The organism is Streptomyces sp. NRRL B-24085, assembly GCF_001282115.1.
In the GTDB taxonomy this organism is placed as follows: Bacteria; Actinomycetota; Actinomycetes; order Streptomycetales; family Streptomycetaceae; genus Streptomyces.
This window is the reverse complement of sequence record NZ_LJBR01000022.1, coordinates 35,918-51,445: the sequence shown is the minus strand read 5'-3', so window position 1 is coordinate 51,445 and position 15,528 is coordinate 35,918. Positions and strand designations below refer to the sequence as shown.

Genomic DNA, 15,528 nt, shown 5'->3' with positions numbered 1-15,528 from the left:
CCGCACGTCCCGGTGACCGCTTCCCCTCCGAGGAGCCGCGCTGATGTCCACACCGTCCGTTCCGCGCCGCAGCGTCCTGCGCGGCGCTCTGGGAGCCGGCGCCCTCGCCGTCGGCGCCAGCCCGCTCGCCGCGTGCGCTCCTGGTTCCTCCGGCAGCGGGCCGCGCAGGCTCACCGGGACGCCCAGCGCCTCGGCCAAGGGTGAGATCACCATCTGGAACCGCTCGGGCGACCTGTTCAAGGTCTTCGACGCCGCCATTGACGAGTTCCGCAAAGCTCATCCGAACGTGAAGGTGAACCATCAGGCCGTCGACATCGACGCCAAGCTCGCCAACACCCTCATCACCGGGGCGGACCTGCCGGACGGCAGCTTCTGGGACGACGCGAAGATCGGCAGCCAGGCGGAGCACCTGTACGACCTGACGGAACTGATCGCCCCGTACCGCAAGCAGACCTCGCCCTACAAGCTGTCGGTCAACACCGTCGGCGGGCGGATCTACGGTGTCCCATGGGACCTGGACCCGGGTCTGCTCTGGTACCGCGAGGATCTGCTGGAGGACGCCGGAGTCGACCCGGCGCGCCTCACGACGTACGACGATCTCCTGGACGCGGCACGGGCCCTGAAGGAGAGAAACCCCAAGGCACGCCCCATCCACCTGGAGAAGGACCCCTTCCTGGGACAGCTGTGGCTGGAGATGCTCGCCAACCAGCAGGGCACCAGCCTCGCCGACGCCGAAGGCAAGGTGCGACTGGACTCCAAGGAGTACCGCACCATCCTCTCCTGGGTCCGATCGGCCGTACAGGACGACCTGGCGACGCACGCCGAGTACCTCAAGCAGGCCGACCTCGCCGCCCTGGAGGACGGCCGGCAGGCACTGGTGCCCTGGGCCGTGTGGTGGTCGTTCGCCCCCCAGCAGTTGCTGAAGAAGACCAAGGGGAAGTGGCGGGCCACCCAGTTGCCCGCCTGGACCGCCGGCGGAGCCCGCAGCGGGGCGATGGGCGGCAGCAGCTTCATCATCCCGGCGAAGGCGAAGAACCCCGAACTGGCCTGGCTGCTCTACGAGTTCCTGTGCTTCAAGCAGCCCGGATACAGCGCGGTCTACGGGCCGTCCAGCATCTACCCCGGCGGACTCAACACCTCGGTGCCCAGCTACACGCCCGCACGCAGAGCCGCCGAGCCACTGTTCCAGCCGGTGGAGGCGCTCGGCGGCCAGGACCTGTGGAAAGTCGCCGTGGAGGCGGCCGACGGCATCCCGGCCGCCGCCCCGATCCCGGCCTGGTGGAACAAGTCGGTCGACTATCTGGGCAACAACCTCCAGCGGCTGATGGAAGGGAAGATGACCCCCGACGACGTCATCGACGACTCCACCCGCAAGATCCAGCGCAACCTCGTGGACCGCGCATGACACCGGCCACGCTGACCCCCGTGCACCGCGAGGAACGAACGGCACCGCCGCCACCGCGCACCCGTCGCCGGCCTCTCCTGGCGCCCTACCTGTTCGTCGCTCCCTTCTACCTCGTGTTCGCCGCGTTCGGCCTCTACCCACTGGTCTTCGCCCTCCAGTTGAGCTTCACCGACTGGAAGGGCGCGGGCGAGGCGCGCTTCATCGGGCTCGACAACTACAGCTATCTGCTGACCAGTCCGGAGTTCTGGTCGTCGCTGGGCAACAGCACCGTGATGTGGCTGCTGATCGTTCCCGTGCAGATCATCGGCGGGCTCGCCGCAGCGGTCCTGCTCGCCAACGCGCGACTGAGGCTGCGGGGCATGTTCCGGGTGGCCTTCATCGCTCCCTTCGTCACACCGCTGGTGGCCATGGCCCAGGTCTGGATCGTGGTCTTCGACACCGACTACGGGCTGGTCAACCACCTGTTCCAGACGGTGGGTCTGCCCGAGGTCGCCTGGCTGACCTCGACCGCCTGGGCCAAACCCACCCTTGCGCTGCTGTTCCTGTGGAAGACCACCGGCTTCGCGATCATCATCCTGCTCGCGGGACTTCAGGCCGTGCCCGCCGACGTGTACGAGGCCGCAGCGCTCGACGGGGCCTCGCGCAGACGGCAGTTCTGGTCGCTGACACTGCCGCTGGTGCGGCGCAGCATCGCCTTCCTGATCGTCGTCCAGACCCTCGCGGTGTTCCAGATGTTCGCCGAGCCCTTCGTGGTCACCCAGGGCGGCCCCTACGGGTCCACCACGACCGGCGGCCTCTACCTCTACAACCACATCACGTCGTCCGACCTCGGCACCGGAGCAGCGAACTCCTTCCTGCTCGTCCTGCTGGTCTTCGCCCTGTCCCTGCTGTCCGTACGCCTGCTGCGCTCCCGAGACGAGTGACTCATGAAGGACAAGAGCCTGTCCCAGCCGCGCCCCGGGCCTTTGCAGTACGCCGTTCTCGCCGGCCTGGCCCTGATGTTCGTCTATCCCATCTGGTGGGCGATCAGTTCTTCCTTCAAGCCGCCGAACGACATCGTCCGCGCACCCCTGTCGTTCTCCCCCGGTTCGGCCACCCTCGACAACTACCGGGCGATGTTCCACGACGTCCCGGTCGGCACCGGCTTCCTCAACACCGTGCTCGTCGTCGCCGTCAAAGGCGCGATGACCATGTGTTTCTGTCCACTGGCCGGCTACGCCTTCGCCAAGTACCGCTTCGTCGGCAAGAACCTGCTCTTCGGCGTCCTCATGCTCACGCTGATGCTGCCCACCCTGGTGCTGATCATCCCGCTGCTGCTGGAGATGAGCCAGCTCGGCTGGGTCAACACCTACCAGGCACTCATCCTGCCCGGCAGCATCGACGCCTTCAGCATCTTCTGGATGCGGCAGACCATCGCGGCGGTCCCCGACGAACTCCTCGCCGCCGGACGCATCGACGGCGCGAGCGAGCTGCGGATCTTCACCAGCATCGTGGTGCCGGTCATCAGGCCGGGTCTGGCCGCACTCGGTGTGCTCACCGCGATGAACGTCTACAACGACTTCGTGTGGCCCGTGGTCGCCGTCAACGACGAGAGCCACCAGACCCTCCAGGTCGTCCTGGCCACGCTCGCCCAGAACGTCACCGGCAACCGCATCGGCGCCGACTTCAGCACCGTCTGGGGCGAACTGCTGGCCGCCGGAAGCATCGCGATGCTGCCCGTCCTGCTGCTGTTCGTCCTGCTGCAACGCCACTTCATCAACGGAATCCTCGCCGGCAGCGTCAAGGGCTGACGCCCGGCCGTGTCACCCCGGCCCCTCCTCGGCTCACGATCGGAGCACACCCGCCCATGCCCACGCCCCGACCCGAGTATCCGCACCCCCACTTCGACCGCTCACACGCCTGGGTCAGTCTCAACGGCACCTGGGACTTCAGGGCCGACCCCTCGGGCCGGCACACCCCGGACCACGCCGACGGCTACGACCAGCACATCACCGTGCCCTTCGCGTGGGAGACACCCGCCTCGGGGATCGCCGCGCACTGGCTGCAAAGGGCCTGGTACCGCCGTACGTTCACCGTGCCCGCCGACTGGCAGGGGCAGCGCGTCATCCTGCATTTCGGCGCCGTCCACCACCAGGCCACCGTCTGGGTCAACCGCGTCGAGGTGGCGCGTCACGAAGGCGGCTACACCCCCTTCTCCACGGATGTCACGGACGCTCTCCGCGAAGGCGAGCAGGAACTCGTCGTCCGGGTGCACGCACCCGCCGACAAGCTGGACATCGTCCACGGCAAACAGCGCAGCATGCCCCGCGACGACTACGACGGCGTCTGCTTCACCCCGTCGTCCGGTATCTGGCAGAGCGTGTGGCTCACCCCCCGCCCTCTCACCCATCTCACCGCCCTGCGGCTGCGCCCCGCACCGGACCTGGCCGGCATCAGCGTCGAAGCCGACGTACGGGGCCCGGGCCTGGACACCGCCCGCCTGAACCTGCGCGTGCGCGAGGAGGGCCGGACCTTCACCCTGGACGTCGGCCCTGACGGGCGCGTCATTGGCGAACTTCCCCTGGAAGCACCCCGGTTGTGGTCTCCCGAAGACCCCCACCTGTACCACGTCGACGCCGAGCTCAGCAGCGCCCACGGCAGTGACCGCGTCTCCGGCTACACCGGGCTGCGCTCGATCAGCGTCGACGGCGAGACGCTGCGCCTCAACGGGCGCCGCCTGTTCGTGCGCGGTGTGCTGGACCAGGGCTACTGGCCCGACACCGGTATCACCGCTCCCGATGACGCGGCCCTGCGCAAGGACCTGGAGATCGCCGCGGACGCCGGCTACAACCTCGTACGCAAACACCTGAAGCTGGAGGACCCCCGCTACATCCACCACGCCGACACCCTCGGCATGCTCCTGTGGGCCGAACCCGCCTCCCCCGGACGCTTCTCGCCGGCCTCGACAGCTCGGTTCGCCCAGCAGATCGAGCCGATGGTGGACCGCGACGGCAACTCCCCCGCCATCGTCATCTGGGGCCTGTACAACGAGGAATGGGGCCTCGACTGGGACCTCCCCGGCGACCCGGCCAAGCAGCAGGCGGTCGCCGACGCCTACGACCGGCTCAAAGCCCTCGACCCGACCCGGCCGGTCGTCGACAACTCCGGCTGGACCCATGTCAGGACCGATCTGCTCGACTGGCACTACTACGACGAGAGCGCCGCCTCCTGGGCGACCACGGTCGACGACCTCCTGTCAGGGCGCCGGGACGACTTCCCCGTCCGACTCAGCCCCGACTTCGTCGTGCACAAGAAGCTCGCCGTCCCCGGACAGCCCCTGCGCGGCCTGCCCAACCTCAACGGCGAATACGGCGGCGGCTTCACCGGTCTGGAGCGCGCCTGGCACCTGCGCTGGCAGACCCAGGAACTGCGCCGCCACGACCGGCTCGCCGGATACGTCTACACCGAGCTGTACGACATCGAGCACGAAAGCGCCGGCCTGCTCGACTTCCACCGTCGGCCCAAGGACCTGGCCGGTGTCGAGCCCGCCCATGTGAACGCACCCACCACGCTCGTCCTGGACATCACCCCCGTCGCCCCCGGGCGCGACCTGCTCACCGGCACACGACGGTTCACCGTCGACGTCCGCGTCTCCCACCATGGCTCCGCCCCCGTCGAAGGCCTCCTGCACGCCGCGTGGACACCCGTGTACGCCCCCACTCCCCCCTCCCCCGGCGACCCGGTGCCCGGCTGCCGCGCCGAAGCCAAGCCGTACGTCCTCGGAGAGCCGGTCACCGTCGCCGCCACGCTGCCCGAAGGCTGGACCAGTGGGCGGCTGCACCTGGCCCTCGTGGCGGACAGCACGGTCGTGGCTCGCACCGCACTCGATGTGGACACCCGAACCGCACTGCACGTCGGGGACGATCCCCTGGCCCGCCCGAGCAGTTGAGGGATCCCGCCCGCCCACCGAGCCTCGCCGCGGTCGTCATGTGCGTCCGCGGCGCCCACCAGCCTGTGCACCACCCGACACCCACCCGCAAAGGAGTCGCTCCGTGCGTATCACCGCACCTCCGAGATCCCTGGCCGCCCTCGGCATCCTCACCCTGCTGGCCGCGCTGCTGTCGCTGTGGGCATCACCCGTCTCCGCCGCCCCGGCAGGCCAGGTCCTCTCCTCCCCGGACCTGGCCGCTCACCCCCAGGGCGACAACAGCTATCCGAGAGCCATCCGCCTGAACCACGACGGCTCCTCGGGCCAGACCATGCTGGCCACGTTCGCCCGGCGCAACCAGGGCGCCCCCAGCTCCCTGCCGGTCTACCGCAGCACCAACGGCGGCCAGACCTGGAGTGCCAACCCCATCTCCACGATCACCTCGAACACCTCCGGCTGGGCCCTGGAGGCACCCGTCCTGTACGAGGTGCCCCGCACCGCCAACGGGCTCAACGCCGGCGACCTGCTCGCCGCCGGCACCGCCTGGAGCGCGGGCAACTACAGTGCGCAGAAGATCGAGGTCTTCAAGAGCACGAACCACGGCCAGAGCTGGCAGTACCTGTCCAACTGCACCCAGAGCAGCGGCCAGCCCAACACCATCGGCCACGGCATCTGGGAACCGTGGTTCCTGCTCGCCCCGAACAACACGCTGGCCTGCTTCATCTCCGACGAACGGCCCGCCAACACCGCGACCAACAACCAGGTCATCGGCCACTACACCTCGACCAACGGTGGACAGACCTGGAGCTCCACCCTCACCCAGGACGTCGCCTTCCCCGCGGACAACCTGGCCCGTCCCGGCATGTCGATCGTCGTCCCGCTGCCCAACGGCACGTTCATGATGGCCTACGAGCTGTGCCGGGACGCCACCGACGCCGACCACGCCTGCGAGGTGTACACCAAGACCAGCGCGGACGGCCTGAACTGGGCGCCTACCAACTCACCGGGCACACTGGTGCAGACCAGCGACGGCCGGCAGTTGCTGCACACGCCGTACCTGGCCTGGCAGTCGGGAGGCGGCCCCAACGGCACCCTGCTGATGTCCGGACAGCGCGTCGTCACCGGCCCCACCGGCAACAAGGCCGTCATGGGTGAGTCCGGGAACGTCATCCTGGCCAACACCAACCTCGGCTCGGGCAACTGGACCGAGATCGAGGCCCCCGTCAGGACCGACCCGACCGGCGGCTACAACCCCGGTGAGCCCTCCTGCCCGGGATACAGCTCACCGATCACACCCCGAGCGGACGGCACCACCTTCCTGTACCTGACCGCGACCTGGCTGGGTACCGGCAACCAGTGCCAGGTCCGCTTCAACACCGGCAGCCTCGGCGGCCCGGTCGGGCAGGTCACCACTTCGCACGTCGCCGGCAAGTGCCTCGACGTGAACACCAACACCAGCGCCAACGGCAACGCGGTGCAGCTCTGGGACTGCGGTACCGCGACCGGTCAGCGCTGGTCGGTCGCGCCCGACGGCACTCTGCGGGCCTTCGGCAAGTGCCTGGACATCATCGGCAACGGCACGGCCAACGCCACCAAGGTGCACCTGTGGGACTGCAACGGCGTCGGCGGTCAGCAGTGGCAGCGCCAGACGGACGGGTCCCTGCGCAATCCGCAGTCCGGCCGCTGCCTGGACATCCCGGCAGGCGCCACGGCCAACGGCACCCAACTGCAGATCTACGACTGCAACGGCCTCAACACCCAGAAGTGGAACATCCCGGCGTAGCCGACCGGTTCACAGCACGCTCCTGATGGCCGGCGGCACCCGCGAGATCCGCGGGTGCCGCCCGCCGGTCATCGCCTGTTCACCTGCTCGGTCAACCTGCCCTTGCGGAGGGTGAGTACGCGGTCGGACTGGGCGGCCAGGTGCTGGGAGTGGGTGACGACGACCACGCACTTGTTCTGTTCGTGTGCGAGGTCTCGGAAGGTGTCGATGATGCCCTGGGCGGTGTCCTCGTCGAGATTCCCGGTGGGTTCGTCGGCGAAGAGGATGTCGACGTCGCAGGCCAGTGCGCGGGCGATGGCGACGCGCTGCTGCTGCCCGCCGGACAACCTCATGACGCTGCGGGTGGCCATCGACCTGTCCAGTCCGAGGTCGTCCAGCAGGCGAAGGGCGCGGGCCCTGCGGCTGCCCTGGGCGGGCCTGACGTCGGTGATCTCCATGGCGCAGACGACGTTCTGCAGGGCCGTCATGTAGGTGAGGAGGTTGTACTGCTGGAAGACCGTGGCGGCGTGCTTGTTGCGGTAGCGCCCCAGGCCCAGCTCCTTGAGGTCCCGGCCTTCGAAGCTGATGGTGCCGCTCGTCGGGGTGTCGAGGCCGCTGGCGAGGCTGAGCAGGGTGGTCTTGCCGCTGCCTGAGGGGCCCAGGATCGTGTAGAACGTGCCGCGTTCGAAGGAGTGGTCGATGTCCCGGAGCACCGTGGTGCGGCGACGCTGATCCGAGTACGTGTAACCGACCCGGTCGAGACGGAGGACGGGCGGGGTCTCGGTGGCATTGGTCATGGCGGATCACTTGCCGTTCGTGAGGATGGAGCGGGGGCTGAGGCGCAGCACGGAGGCTGCCGGGATCGCGGCGGCGAGCAGGCCGATCCCGAGTCCGACGCCGCCGACGGTGGCGAGGTTCGCGGGCTTGAGCACCACGGTGATCCTGTCGACGGGATCGGCGTTCTCGACCGGCTGGTCGTCGGGGTCGATGCCCTCGTCGAGGCCGGTGCTGCCCGGCGGGGGCGGCTGCCAGGCGTCGATCTTCTGCCGGGCCGAGGCGGCTTCCCTGCCGAGCAGTGACTGTCCCGCGCTTTGCGTCAGGCGGGGAGCGAACGCGGAACCGAGCGCGATGGCCAGAGCGGCCACCGCGGTGATCTCCAAGGCCTGCTGGGTGATGAGCTTCCACTTCCTCTCCCCCATGGACAACAGCACGCCGTACTCTCTGCGGCGCTGCTTGACGGCGAGGTTGACGAGGAGGGCGAGGACGGCGGCGCCCGCGAGGCCGATCAGCCACATGGCGAGGGTGGCGGTGGAGCTGATGCTCTTGAGCGGTCCGGTCATCTGCTGCACGGCCTTGTCGTTGACGTCGAGCTCGAAGCCCTCCAGCGCGGCGCCGGCCAGCCTTTCGGCCTCGTCCCTGAACGCCTCCTGGTCGTCGGGGTCCCTGAGGAGGAAGCCGGCCCTGGTGATCTGCCGGGCGCCGCCACCGGAGGGGTTGAGGGTGGCGAAGCCACCGACGGTGCCGTAGATCATGTTGGCCGGGTTGACGCCGTACTCGGGCTCCGGTTCGGTGGCAGGGCGCGGGTCGCGGAAGATGCCGGCCACGGTGAACCGCCCCGTCGTCTTCTCGTCGTTGCCCGTCAGGGTCACCTTGTCGCCGGTCCTGAGGCGGTTCTTCCGGGCCAGGCGCTCCTCGATCAGGATCTGCTTCTTGTCCTGGTCGGCGGCGGTCAGGTGTTTTCCGGAGACAAGCTTGAACGTGCCGCTGCGGAAGTCGCTGAGCAGTGAGGAGTCGAGGAGGCCGATGCCCGCGGTGCCGCCGGGGCCCATGAAACCCTCCACGCCGTCGGTGACGAGTCCGACGTCTCCTTCGAGGAGCACCCGGTCCCACATGGAGTAGGTGTACTTCTCGACTTGGGGCAGCTCGCCGATCCTTTCGACCACCGCGGAGTCGATCGTCGGCGCTTGGCCCATGTTTCCCTGAGCCTGCGGGTCCATGGCGAGCGTGACTTCTGCGCCCACCGATCTTTCGGCGTCCAGCTCGGCCCGGGCGGTCGCCGCGTTGATCAGTACGCCGGCCAGCACCATGAGGGAGATGACCAGGAAGGTGGCGAAGGTGATCAGCGTTCGGCCTTTGCGGGCCCACAGGCTGAGACCTGCGCGTTTGACGAAGTTCATGAGTACGGCTTTCTGGGTTCGGGCCGGCGGCCTATTCGCTGTCGGCCAGGATCGAGCGGGGGTGCAGGCGGAGGATCCCGAGGCCCGGGACGGCAGTGGAGACCAGACAGATGCCGAGGCCGAGGCCGGCGACTTTTCCTACGTCGGCGGGATCGACGCGGACCGTGGGAGGGGCGACTTCCGCGTCCGGCACCCCCGCCGCCACGGTGTTCCGTGGCGGGCGGTCGAGCAGGGCGCCGCCGAGGGACGGTCCGGCGGCATGCCCGGCCAGTGCGGCGACAGCGATGGCGGGCAGGCACACCACCGCGGCCTCGACGACGTGCTGAAAGACGAGCTTCCACTTCTTCTCGCCCATCGACAGCAGCACTCCGAGCTCGTGGCGCCGCTCCCGGATCTGGAGCATCACCACCAGGCCGAGGGTCAGGGCACCGGCAAGGGCGATGACCCAGACGATCAGACCGGCGAAGGCACCCACCCGTTGCACGGGACGGACCTGGTCCCGGTACGCCTTGTCGTTGACGCGGAAGTCGAAGTCTCCGGTGCCGAGCAGCCTCTTCGTCTCGGCGTGCAGACGCTCGGCCTGCTCCGGTGAACCGATCCTGAAGACCACTTCGTCGAGACCGGCCGCACCGCCGCCGAGCCTCTCCACGACGGCCGTCGGCACGTAGAGGGTGTTGCCGGGCAGCTCGTCCGAGGGTGTCCACTGCGACGGGTCCTGCCTGGGGTCCCGGAACACGCCGAGAACTTGCATGGAGACGTTGCGCTTGCCGTCTGCCGACCCCACCTGGATCGTGTCGCCGACCTTGAGACCGTTCTTCGCGGCGAGGCGTTCCTCGATCACCGCGACCGCGCGGTCGGCGTCCTGCAGGACGATGCCACGCCCGGAGGTGATCTTCGTCGATCCGAACGAGAAGGGCAGCAGCATGCCCAGGTCCCGCACACCTCGCAGCGCCAGCGGCCCCCCTTCACCGTCACCGCCGCGGTCTGGGCGCGGTTTCGGCTGTGGCGAGACGAGCGGGTCGAAACCGTGCGCACCCGCGGTCAGCGGGAGCAGCGGGTTGTAGCGCGTCACGGGTGGCTCGGAGCCGAGACGGTCCGCCAAAGCCGGGGTCAGCCGCTTGCCTGCGATCGTCACATCGACACCGATCGTGCGCTGCGCCTCGGCCTCCAGGCGTGCGGCGGCCGCCTCAAGCAGGAACCCGCCCAGGAGCAGGCAACAGATCACGACGAAGATGCCGAGCAGGGCGGCGGTGCGGGATTTCCTGGCACGCAGGCTCATCCCGGCCCGCTTGACGAAATTCATGCGGCCAGTGGAGCAGCCGGTCCTTTGCAGGGGGATAAACGCGTTACAGCGGCATAAGGGCAGGCTGTGACTGCGCCGGGTGGGACGCCGTCGTCCTTACACGACCGCAAACGCCGCCTTGGTTTCATGGGGCCATGAGAGTTCTGGTAGCCGAGGACCACCGCGTGCTCGCCCGTGCCGTCGCGGTCGGTCTGCGCCGCGAGGCGATGGCGGTCGACGTCACCCACACCGGCGACGCCGCCGAGCGGATGTGTCTGCTGACGGCGTACGACGTCCTGATCCTCGACCGCGACCTGCCGGTCATGAGCGGGGACGAGGTGTGCCGACGCCTGCGGGAACTCGACGATCCCCCGCGGATCCTCATGCTCACCGCGGCGGGCGACATCACCGACCGCGTCTACGGACTGACCACTCTCGGCGCCGACGACTACCTGACCAAGCCCTTCGACTTCAGCGAACTCGTCGCTCGTGTACGGGCGTTGAGCCGTCGGGCGCCCACTCCGCGGTCGTCCGTGATGCGGCACGGCGGCGTCACGACGGACCCGTCGAGGCGCGAGGCGTCCATCGAGGGCCGCCCGCTGGCCCTGACACCCAAGGAGTTCGCGGTCCTCCACCTGTTGGTCGAGGCCCAAGGAGCCCCCGTCGCGCACCACGAGATCGTCCGCACCCTCTGGGACGAGCACCTCACCCCGCAGACCAGCGCGGTCCGTGCCACCGTCAGCCGGCTGCGCGGCAAACTCGGGGACCCCGGCCTCATCACCGTCGACACGGGGCAGGGGTACCGGCTGTGCGACTGAACCCGCGCGCGTTCCTGGGCCGACTCCCCTTCCGTGCCCGCCTCGCCGCAGCCATCTTCACCCTGTTCCTGCTCACCGGCGTGGCCCTGCTCGCGTTCGTCGTCCTGCTCGCGCGCCACGGGACGGCCCAGCAGGTGCAGGGCCTCGCCGTCACATACGCGGACACGCCCGCCGGTGACGTCGCCCTCCATCCGTCCGCCCGTCCCGTGGGGCCCGGACCTACACGGCCCGGAGCACCGTGGGCCACGGCTCAGATCCAGAAGATCGACCAGACCATCCAGGCCGTGCAGGACACCGCCCTGCGCCAGATGGTCCTCTGGTCCGCCGTCGGCCTCCTCTTCCTGGCCCTCCTCGCCGCGCTGGCCGGCTGGTGGCTGGCCGGGAGGGCTCTGCGCCCGGTCGCCTCGATGACCGAGACCGCGCGCCGCATCAGCGAGGAGAACCTGCACCAGCGCCTGGCCCTCACCGGCCCCGACGACGAGCTGCACCGCCTCGCCGACACCTTCGACGCCGTGCTCGACCGGCTGGAGAAGTCGTTCGACAGTCAACGCCGTTTCGTCGCCAACGCCTCCCATGAACTCAAGACGCCCCTCGCCGCCCAGCGGACCACCCTGCAGGTCGGTCTCGCCGACCCGCTCCCCGACCACCTCGTCGAAGTCCGCGACGACCTGCTGTCCACCAACCGTGAAGCCGAGCAACTCATCGACGCGCTGCTGCTCCTGGCCCGCAGCGACCGCGGACCGGCCGTGACCGAGAGCGTCGACCTGGCCCTCGCCGCCCGGCTGGTCACCGCTCAACTCGCTCCACAGGCCGAACGCCGGCAGGTGGACATCCGCGTCACGGCCGACACCCCCCGGACCGTCCGCGGTGACCCCGTCCTCCTGCGCCACCTGCTCGCCAACGTCATCCGCAACGCCGTGCAGTACAACCATCCGGGTGGCCACGTACTCGTACACGTCGAGGAGCGCGCCGTGACCGTGGCCAACACCGGCCCGCACGTCCCCGCCCGCCGGGTGCCGGACCTCTTCGAGCCCTTCCGCCGCCTCGCCCCCGACCGCACCGCCGGAACCGGCCACGGTCTCGGCCTGTCCATCGCCGCTTCCATCGCGTCGTCCCATCACGCGACCCTGACCGCCGAACCCCGGCCCACCGGGGGACTCGCGGTCCGGCTGGCGTTCCCCTGACAGTGGGAGCCGGGCCGGCGTCAGGGGTGGGTGAACAGCACCGCAGGACCGCTGCCTTCCACGGCACTCATGTCGTGCCCGACCGTCACCGGGGATCCCCGTTCACCACGCCGAGTGCGGTGTCGCGATGGGCGTCGTGTTCGGCGAGGCGGGCGACGAGCGATGCCCGTACGTCTTCGTAGGTGTCGGACCCTAGGGGAAGGCGCAGCGGCGTGGCGCCCGAGTCGACGAGGTCGATCATGGCCCGCGTGATCTTGTGCGGGTCGTTCGGCAGCGGGAAGTCGCCCGATGCGATGGCCCGCCGCACCTCACCCGCCGGGGTGTTCTCGTACTCCGGCATCACGGGCGCGGTGTCGAGGGCCCCGGCGAATCCGGTGGGTGTCGCGCCGGGTTCGACGATGGTCAGGCCGATGCCGAACGGCGCGATCTCGCGAGCCACCGTCTCGCAGAAGCCTTCGATGCCCCACTTCGAGGCGTGGTAGTAGCTGAAGTTCGGGTAGGTGGTCTGGCCGCCGGCGGTGGACACCTGCACGATGCGTCCGTGCCCCTGGGCGCGCAGATGCGGCAGCGCTGCGCGGATGACGTGGATCGACCCGAGGAGGTTGGTGTCGATCACGCGTCGGATCTGTTCGTCGGTGGCCTCTTCCACCGCGGCGAAGACGCCGTATCCCGCGTTGTTGACGACCACGTCGATCGTGCCGAGCTCCTTGAAGGCGTCGGCCACGACCCGGCGCACCTGTTCGCCGTCGGTGACGTCGAGCCGGGCCGGCCAGAGCCGGTCACCGTACCGGGCACGCAGGTCGTCCAGTGTCTCCGGGCGGCGCACGGTCGCGGCGACCCTGTCACCGCGGGCCAGCAGCTCCTCGGTGAGAAGACGCCCGAAACCAGAAGAAGTACCAGTGATGAACCATGTGGTGGACATGACGCTCCTTTCATCGATGACCTCCACGCTAGGAGTTCAAGTCGACTTGAGGGCAAGCTCGTAAGGTGGGGAGCATGACGAATGCCGAGAAATCCCTCCTGACTATCGGCGAGGTCAGCGCACTCACCGGCCTGCCCGCACACACCCTGCGCTTCTACGAGCAGGAAGAACTGCTCACCGCCGTACGGCGCAACGCGGCCGGGCAACGTGTCTTCACCGATGAGGACGTGGCCTGGCTCAAGGTGTGCATGAAGCTGCGCGCCTCCGGCATGCCCCTGCCGGAGATCCGCCGCTACGCCCAGCTCGCGCAGGAAGGGGACGGAACCGTGTCACAGCGTTTCGAGATCCTGCGGCGGCACGAGGCGAAGGTGCAGCAGCAGGTGGCGGAACTGCAGGAAGCCCTCGACATCATCCACGTGAAGGTCGAGACCTACGCCCGCCACCTCGCGGCCGGCACGGCCGACGAGCTGTGGCGTGACGGCCCCGACTGCGAGCGGTGACCTCTGCGGGCTGGACAACCGGACCCTGAGCCAGTGACCCAGATCACTGAAGTTCCCCTGTATAGGTCCCGTCCGACCCGCAACCCCCAAGTCCTTCGGACGTCTGTCGGAGTGGATGCGCCTCCAGCAGAGGGCCGCCGCATGGCAAGCCATCCATGACGGACGGTCAGTCCCATTGAGACCGATGATTCGAGGACCGAGAATGTCTGTACGTCACGCCGCTGTCCGCAGTCTGCGTCCGGGTCGGCTTCGCGCCGCGCTGGGCGTCTCCGTCGTGGGCGCCGCGCTGGCCCTCGGTGGAGCCTTCACGGCCCACGCCGACACCAACGCGCCGGATGCCCCCGAGGCCGAGAAGGCGCACTCCGGCTCGCCCGCGGCGTCCACCTCCGCCGGGAAGCACGCCAAGCCTTACGTGTCCGGTTCGGAGACGCCCGCCCTCACCTCGGAGACGGACGTCCCGAAGAGCGCCAAGCCGGCCCAGCCTTACGTGCCCGGGTCCGAGACGGACGTCCCGAAGGACGCCAAGCCGGCCCAGCCTTACGTGCCCGGGTCGGAGACGGACGTCCCGAAGGACGCCAAGCCCGCCCAGCCTTACGTGCCCGGGTCCGAGACGGACGTCCCGAAGGACGCCAAGCCGGCCCAGCCTTACGTGCCCGGGTCGGAGACGGACGTCCCGAAGGACGCCAAGCCCGCCCAGCCGGCGCAGCGGCCCGCGACTCCGGCCCACTGAGGTCCTCCGGCGCTTCTGCTCGCTGACCGGCCCTCGTCCGGTCGGCGGCACCACGTGAAGGCACGCTGCCCGGCTCAGGTCGGCAGCACGGTCTGTCCACCCGCCGTGCGGGTGGACAGACCGGTACCGCGACGTCCAGGAGACACGTGAGAACAGCGACGATCCCCACCGCCGCACCGTCGGTCACCTGGTGGCAGAACATCCGCGGACTGATGCGGGGCGGACTCGTCCCGCGGTCGGTGACTCATCAGAAGGACGGCGGGAACAGGGTGTTCGCGGCCCTGTCCTCCCGCACGGCCGCAGCCGGGGACGAGCACGGCTTCAGCGAGCTCTACCACCACCGTCGGCTGCCGCTGGTGCGACTGGCACTGCTCCTGGTGGACGATCTGCCCACGGCGGAGGACGTGGTGCAGGACGCCTTCACCGCGCTCCTGCGCCGCCACGGCCGTCGGCTCGCGACCTTGGAGGACCCTGAGGCGTACCTGCGCACCAGCGTGGTCAATGGGGCCCGCTCCGTGCTGCGTCGACGCCGTACGGCACGCGCCTACATACCCGAGCGTGAACGCCAACTCCCGTCAGCCGACCACAGCGTGCTCCTCGCCGAGACACATCAGGAAGTGATCGACGCGTTGCAGCGCCTGACCCGTCGGCAACGCGAGGTGCTGGTGCTGCGCTACTGGGCCGACCTCACCGAAGCGCAGATCGCCGATACCCTCGGCGTCTCGCGCGGGACGGTCAAGTCGACCGCCAGCCGGGCCCTGGACGCCCTCGGCAGACACCTGGAGGAGATACCGCGATGAACGACCGTCCCTGTCAGCCGCGCTCGCGTCCTTCCCACCGC

14 protein-coding genes are annotated in these 15,528 nt (G+C 69.3%); 10 read left to right on the top strand and 4 right to left on the bottom strand.

The window, feature by feature from the left end; all coding sequences use genetic code 11:
• Positions 1-43: 43 nt before the first annotated feature.
• From AOJ26_RS02765 to AOJ26_RS02745, 5 genes are all read left to right on the top strand, one after another.
• On the top strand, positions 44-1,405 hold the full coding sequence (locus AOJ26_RS02765) for an ABC transporter substrate-binding protein (protein WP_053846530.1): 1,362 nt from the start codon (positions 44-46) through the stop codon (positions 1,403-1,405).
• The gene (locus AOJ26_RS02760) at positions 1,402-2,328 is read left to right on the top strand and encodes a carbohydrate ABC transporter permease (RefSeq protein ID WP_053846529.1); all 927 of its coding nucleotides are present in this window, start codon (positions 1,402-1,404) and stop codon (positions 2,326-2,328) included. The genes AOJ26_RS02765 and AOJ26_RS02760 overlap by 4 nt, the downstream gene beginning before the upstream one ends.
• A 3-nt stretch (positions 2,329-2,331) precedes the next feature.
• Positions 2,332-3,195, top strand: a complete 864-nt coding sequence (locus AOJ26_RS02755) for a carbohydrate ABC transporter permease (protein WP_053846528.1) — start codon at positions 2,332-2,334, stop codon at positions 3,193-3,195.
• A gap of 56 nt (positions 3,196-3,251) precedes the next feature.
• Positions 3,252-5,333: a glycoside hydrolase family 2 protein gene (locus AOJ26_RS02750; protein WP_053846527.1), complete on the top strand. Its 2,082-nt coding sequence runs from the start codon at positions 3,252-3,254 to the stop codon at positions 5,331-5,333.
• A 103-nt stretch (positions 5,334-5,436) separates the two neighbouring features.
• The gene (locus tag AOJ26_RS02745; protein ID WP_053846526.1) at positions 5,437-7,095 is read left to right on the top strand and encodes a sialidase family protein; all 1,659 of its coding nucleotides are present in this window, start codon (positions 5,437-5,439) and stop codon (positions 7,093-7,095) included.
• A gap of 68 nt (positions 7,096-7,163) precedes the next feature.
• Here the strand turns inward: AOJ26_RS02745 and AOJ26_RS02740 are convergent, their stop codons facing one another.
• Genes AOJ26_RS02740 through AOJ26_RS02730 form a run of 3 tightly spaced genes read right to left on the bottom strand, consistent with a single transcriptional unit; the run spans position 7,164 to position 10,554 of the window.
• Positions 7,164-7,871, bottom strand: coding sequence for an ABC transporter ATP-binding protein (locus AOJ26_RS02740; RefSeq protein ID WP_053846525.1), 708 nt, complete (start codon positions 7,869-7,871; stop codon positions 7,164-7,166).
• Between the two features lie 6 nt (positions 7,872-7,877).
• Complete coding sequence (locus tag AOJ26_RS02735; protein ID WP_053846524.1) at positions 7,878-9,251, bottom strand: ABC transporter permease; 1,374 nt, start codon at positions 9,249-9,251, stop codon at positions 7,878-7,880.
• A gap of 31 nt (positions 9,252-9,282) precedes the next feature.
• Complete coding sequence (locus AOJ26_RS02730; RefSeq protein WP_053846523.1) at positions 9,283-10,554, bottom strand: ABC transporter permease; 1,272 nt, start codon at positions 10,552-10,554, stop codon at positions 9,283-9,285.
• A 134-nt stretch (positions 10,555-10,688) separates the two neighbouring features.
• Between AOJ26_RS02730 and AOJ26_RS02725 the strand changes: the two genes are divergently transcribed.
• Both AOJ26_RS02725 and AOJ26_RS02720 read left to right on the top strand, forming a co-directional pair.
• Positions 10,689-11,351, top strand: coding sequence for a response regulator transcription factor (locus tag AOJ26_RS02725; protein WP_053846522.1), 663 nt, complete (start codon positions 10,689-10,691; stop codon positions 11,349-11,351).
• A complete protein-coding gene (locus tag AOJ26_RS02720) occupies positions 11,342-12,535 on the top strand; it encodes a sensor histidine kinase (RefSeq protein ID WP_053846521.1) in 1,194 nt (397 codons plus the stop codon). Before AOJ26_RS02725 ends, AOJ26_RS02720 begins: the two co-directional genes overlap by 10 nt.
• Before the next feature lie 85 nt (positions 12,536-12,620).
• Here AOJ26_RS02720 and AOJ26_RS02715 read toward each other — a convergent pair whose 3' ends face one another.
• Positions 12,621-13,457: an SDR family oxidoreductase gene (locus AOJ26_RS02715; RefSeq protein WP_053846520.1), complete on the bottom strand. Its 837-nt coding sequence runs from the start codon at positions 13,455-13,457 to the stop codon at positions 12,621-12,623.
• A 74-nt stretch (positions 13,458-13,531) separates the two neighbouring features.
• Here AOJ26_RS02715 and AOJ26_RS02710 point away from each other — a divergent pair, with 74 nt between their 5' ends.
• The 3 genes from AOJ26_RS02710 to AOJ26_RS02700 all read left to right on the top strand — a co-directional run bounded on the left by AOJ26_RS02710 (position 13,532) and on the right by AOJ26_RS02700 (position 15,487).
• Complete coding sequence (locus AOJ26_RS02710) at positions 13,532-13,957, top strand: MerR family transcriptional regulator (protein WP_053846519.1); 426 nt, start codon at positions 13,532-13,534, stop codon at positions 13,955-13,957.
• Positions 13,958-14,159: 202 nt separating this feature from the next.
• Positions 14,160-14,687, top strand: a complete 528-nt coding sequence (locus tag AOJ26_RS02705) for a hypothetical protein (protein ID WP_053846518.1) — start codon at positions 14,160-14,162, stop codon at positions 14,685-14,687.
• 146 nt (positions 14,688-14,833) lie between these two features.
• Complete coding sequence (locus tag AOJ26_RS02700; protein WP_234358415.1) at positions 14,834-15,487, top strand: RNA polymerase sigma factor; 654 nt, start codon at positions 14,834-14,836, stop codon at positions 15,485-15,487.
• Positions 15,488-15,528: the final 41 nt, after the last annotated feature.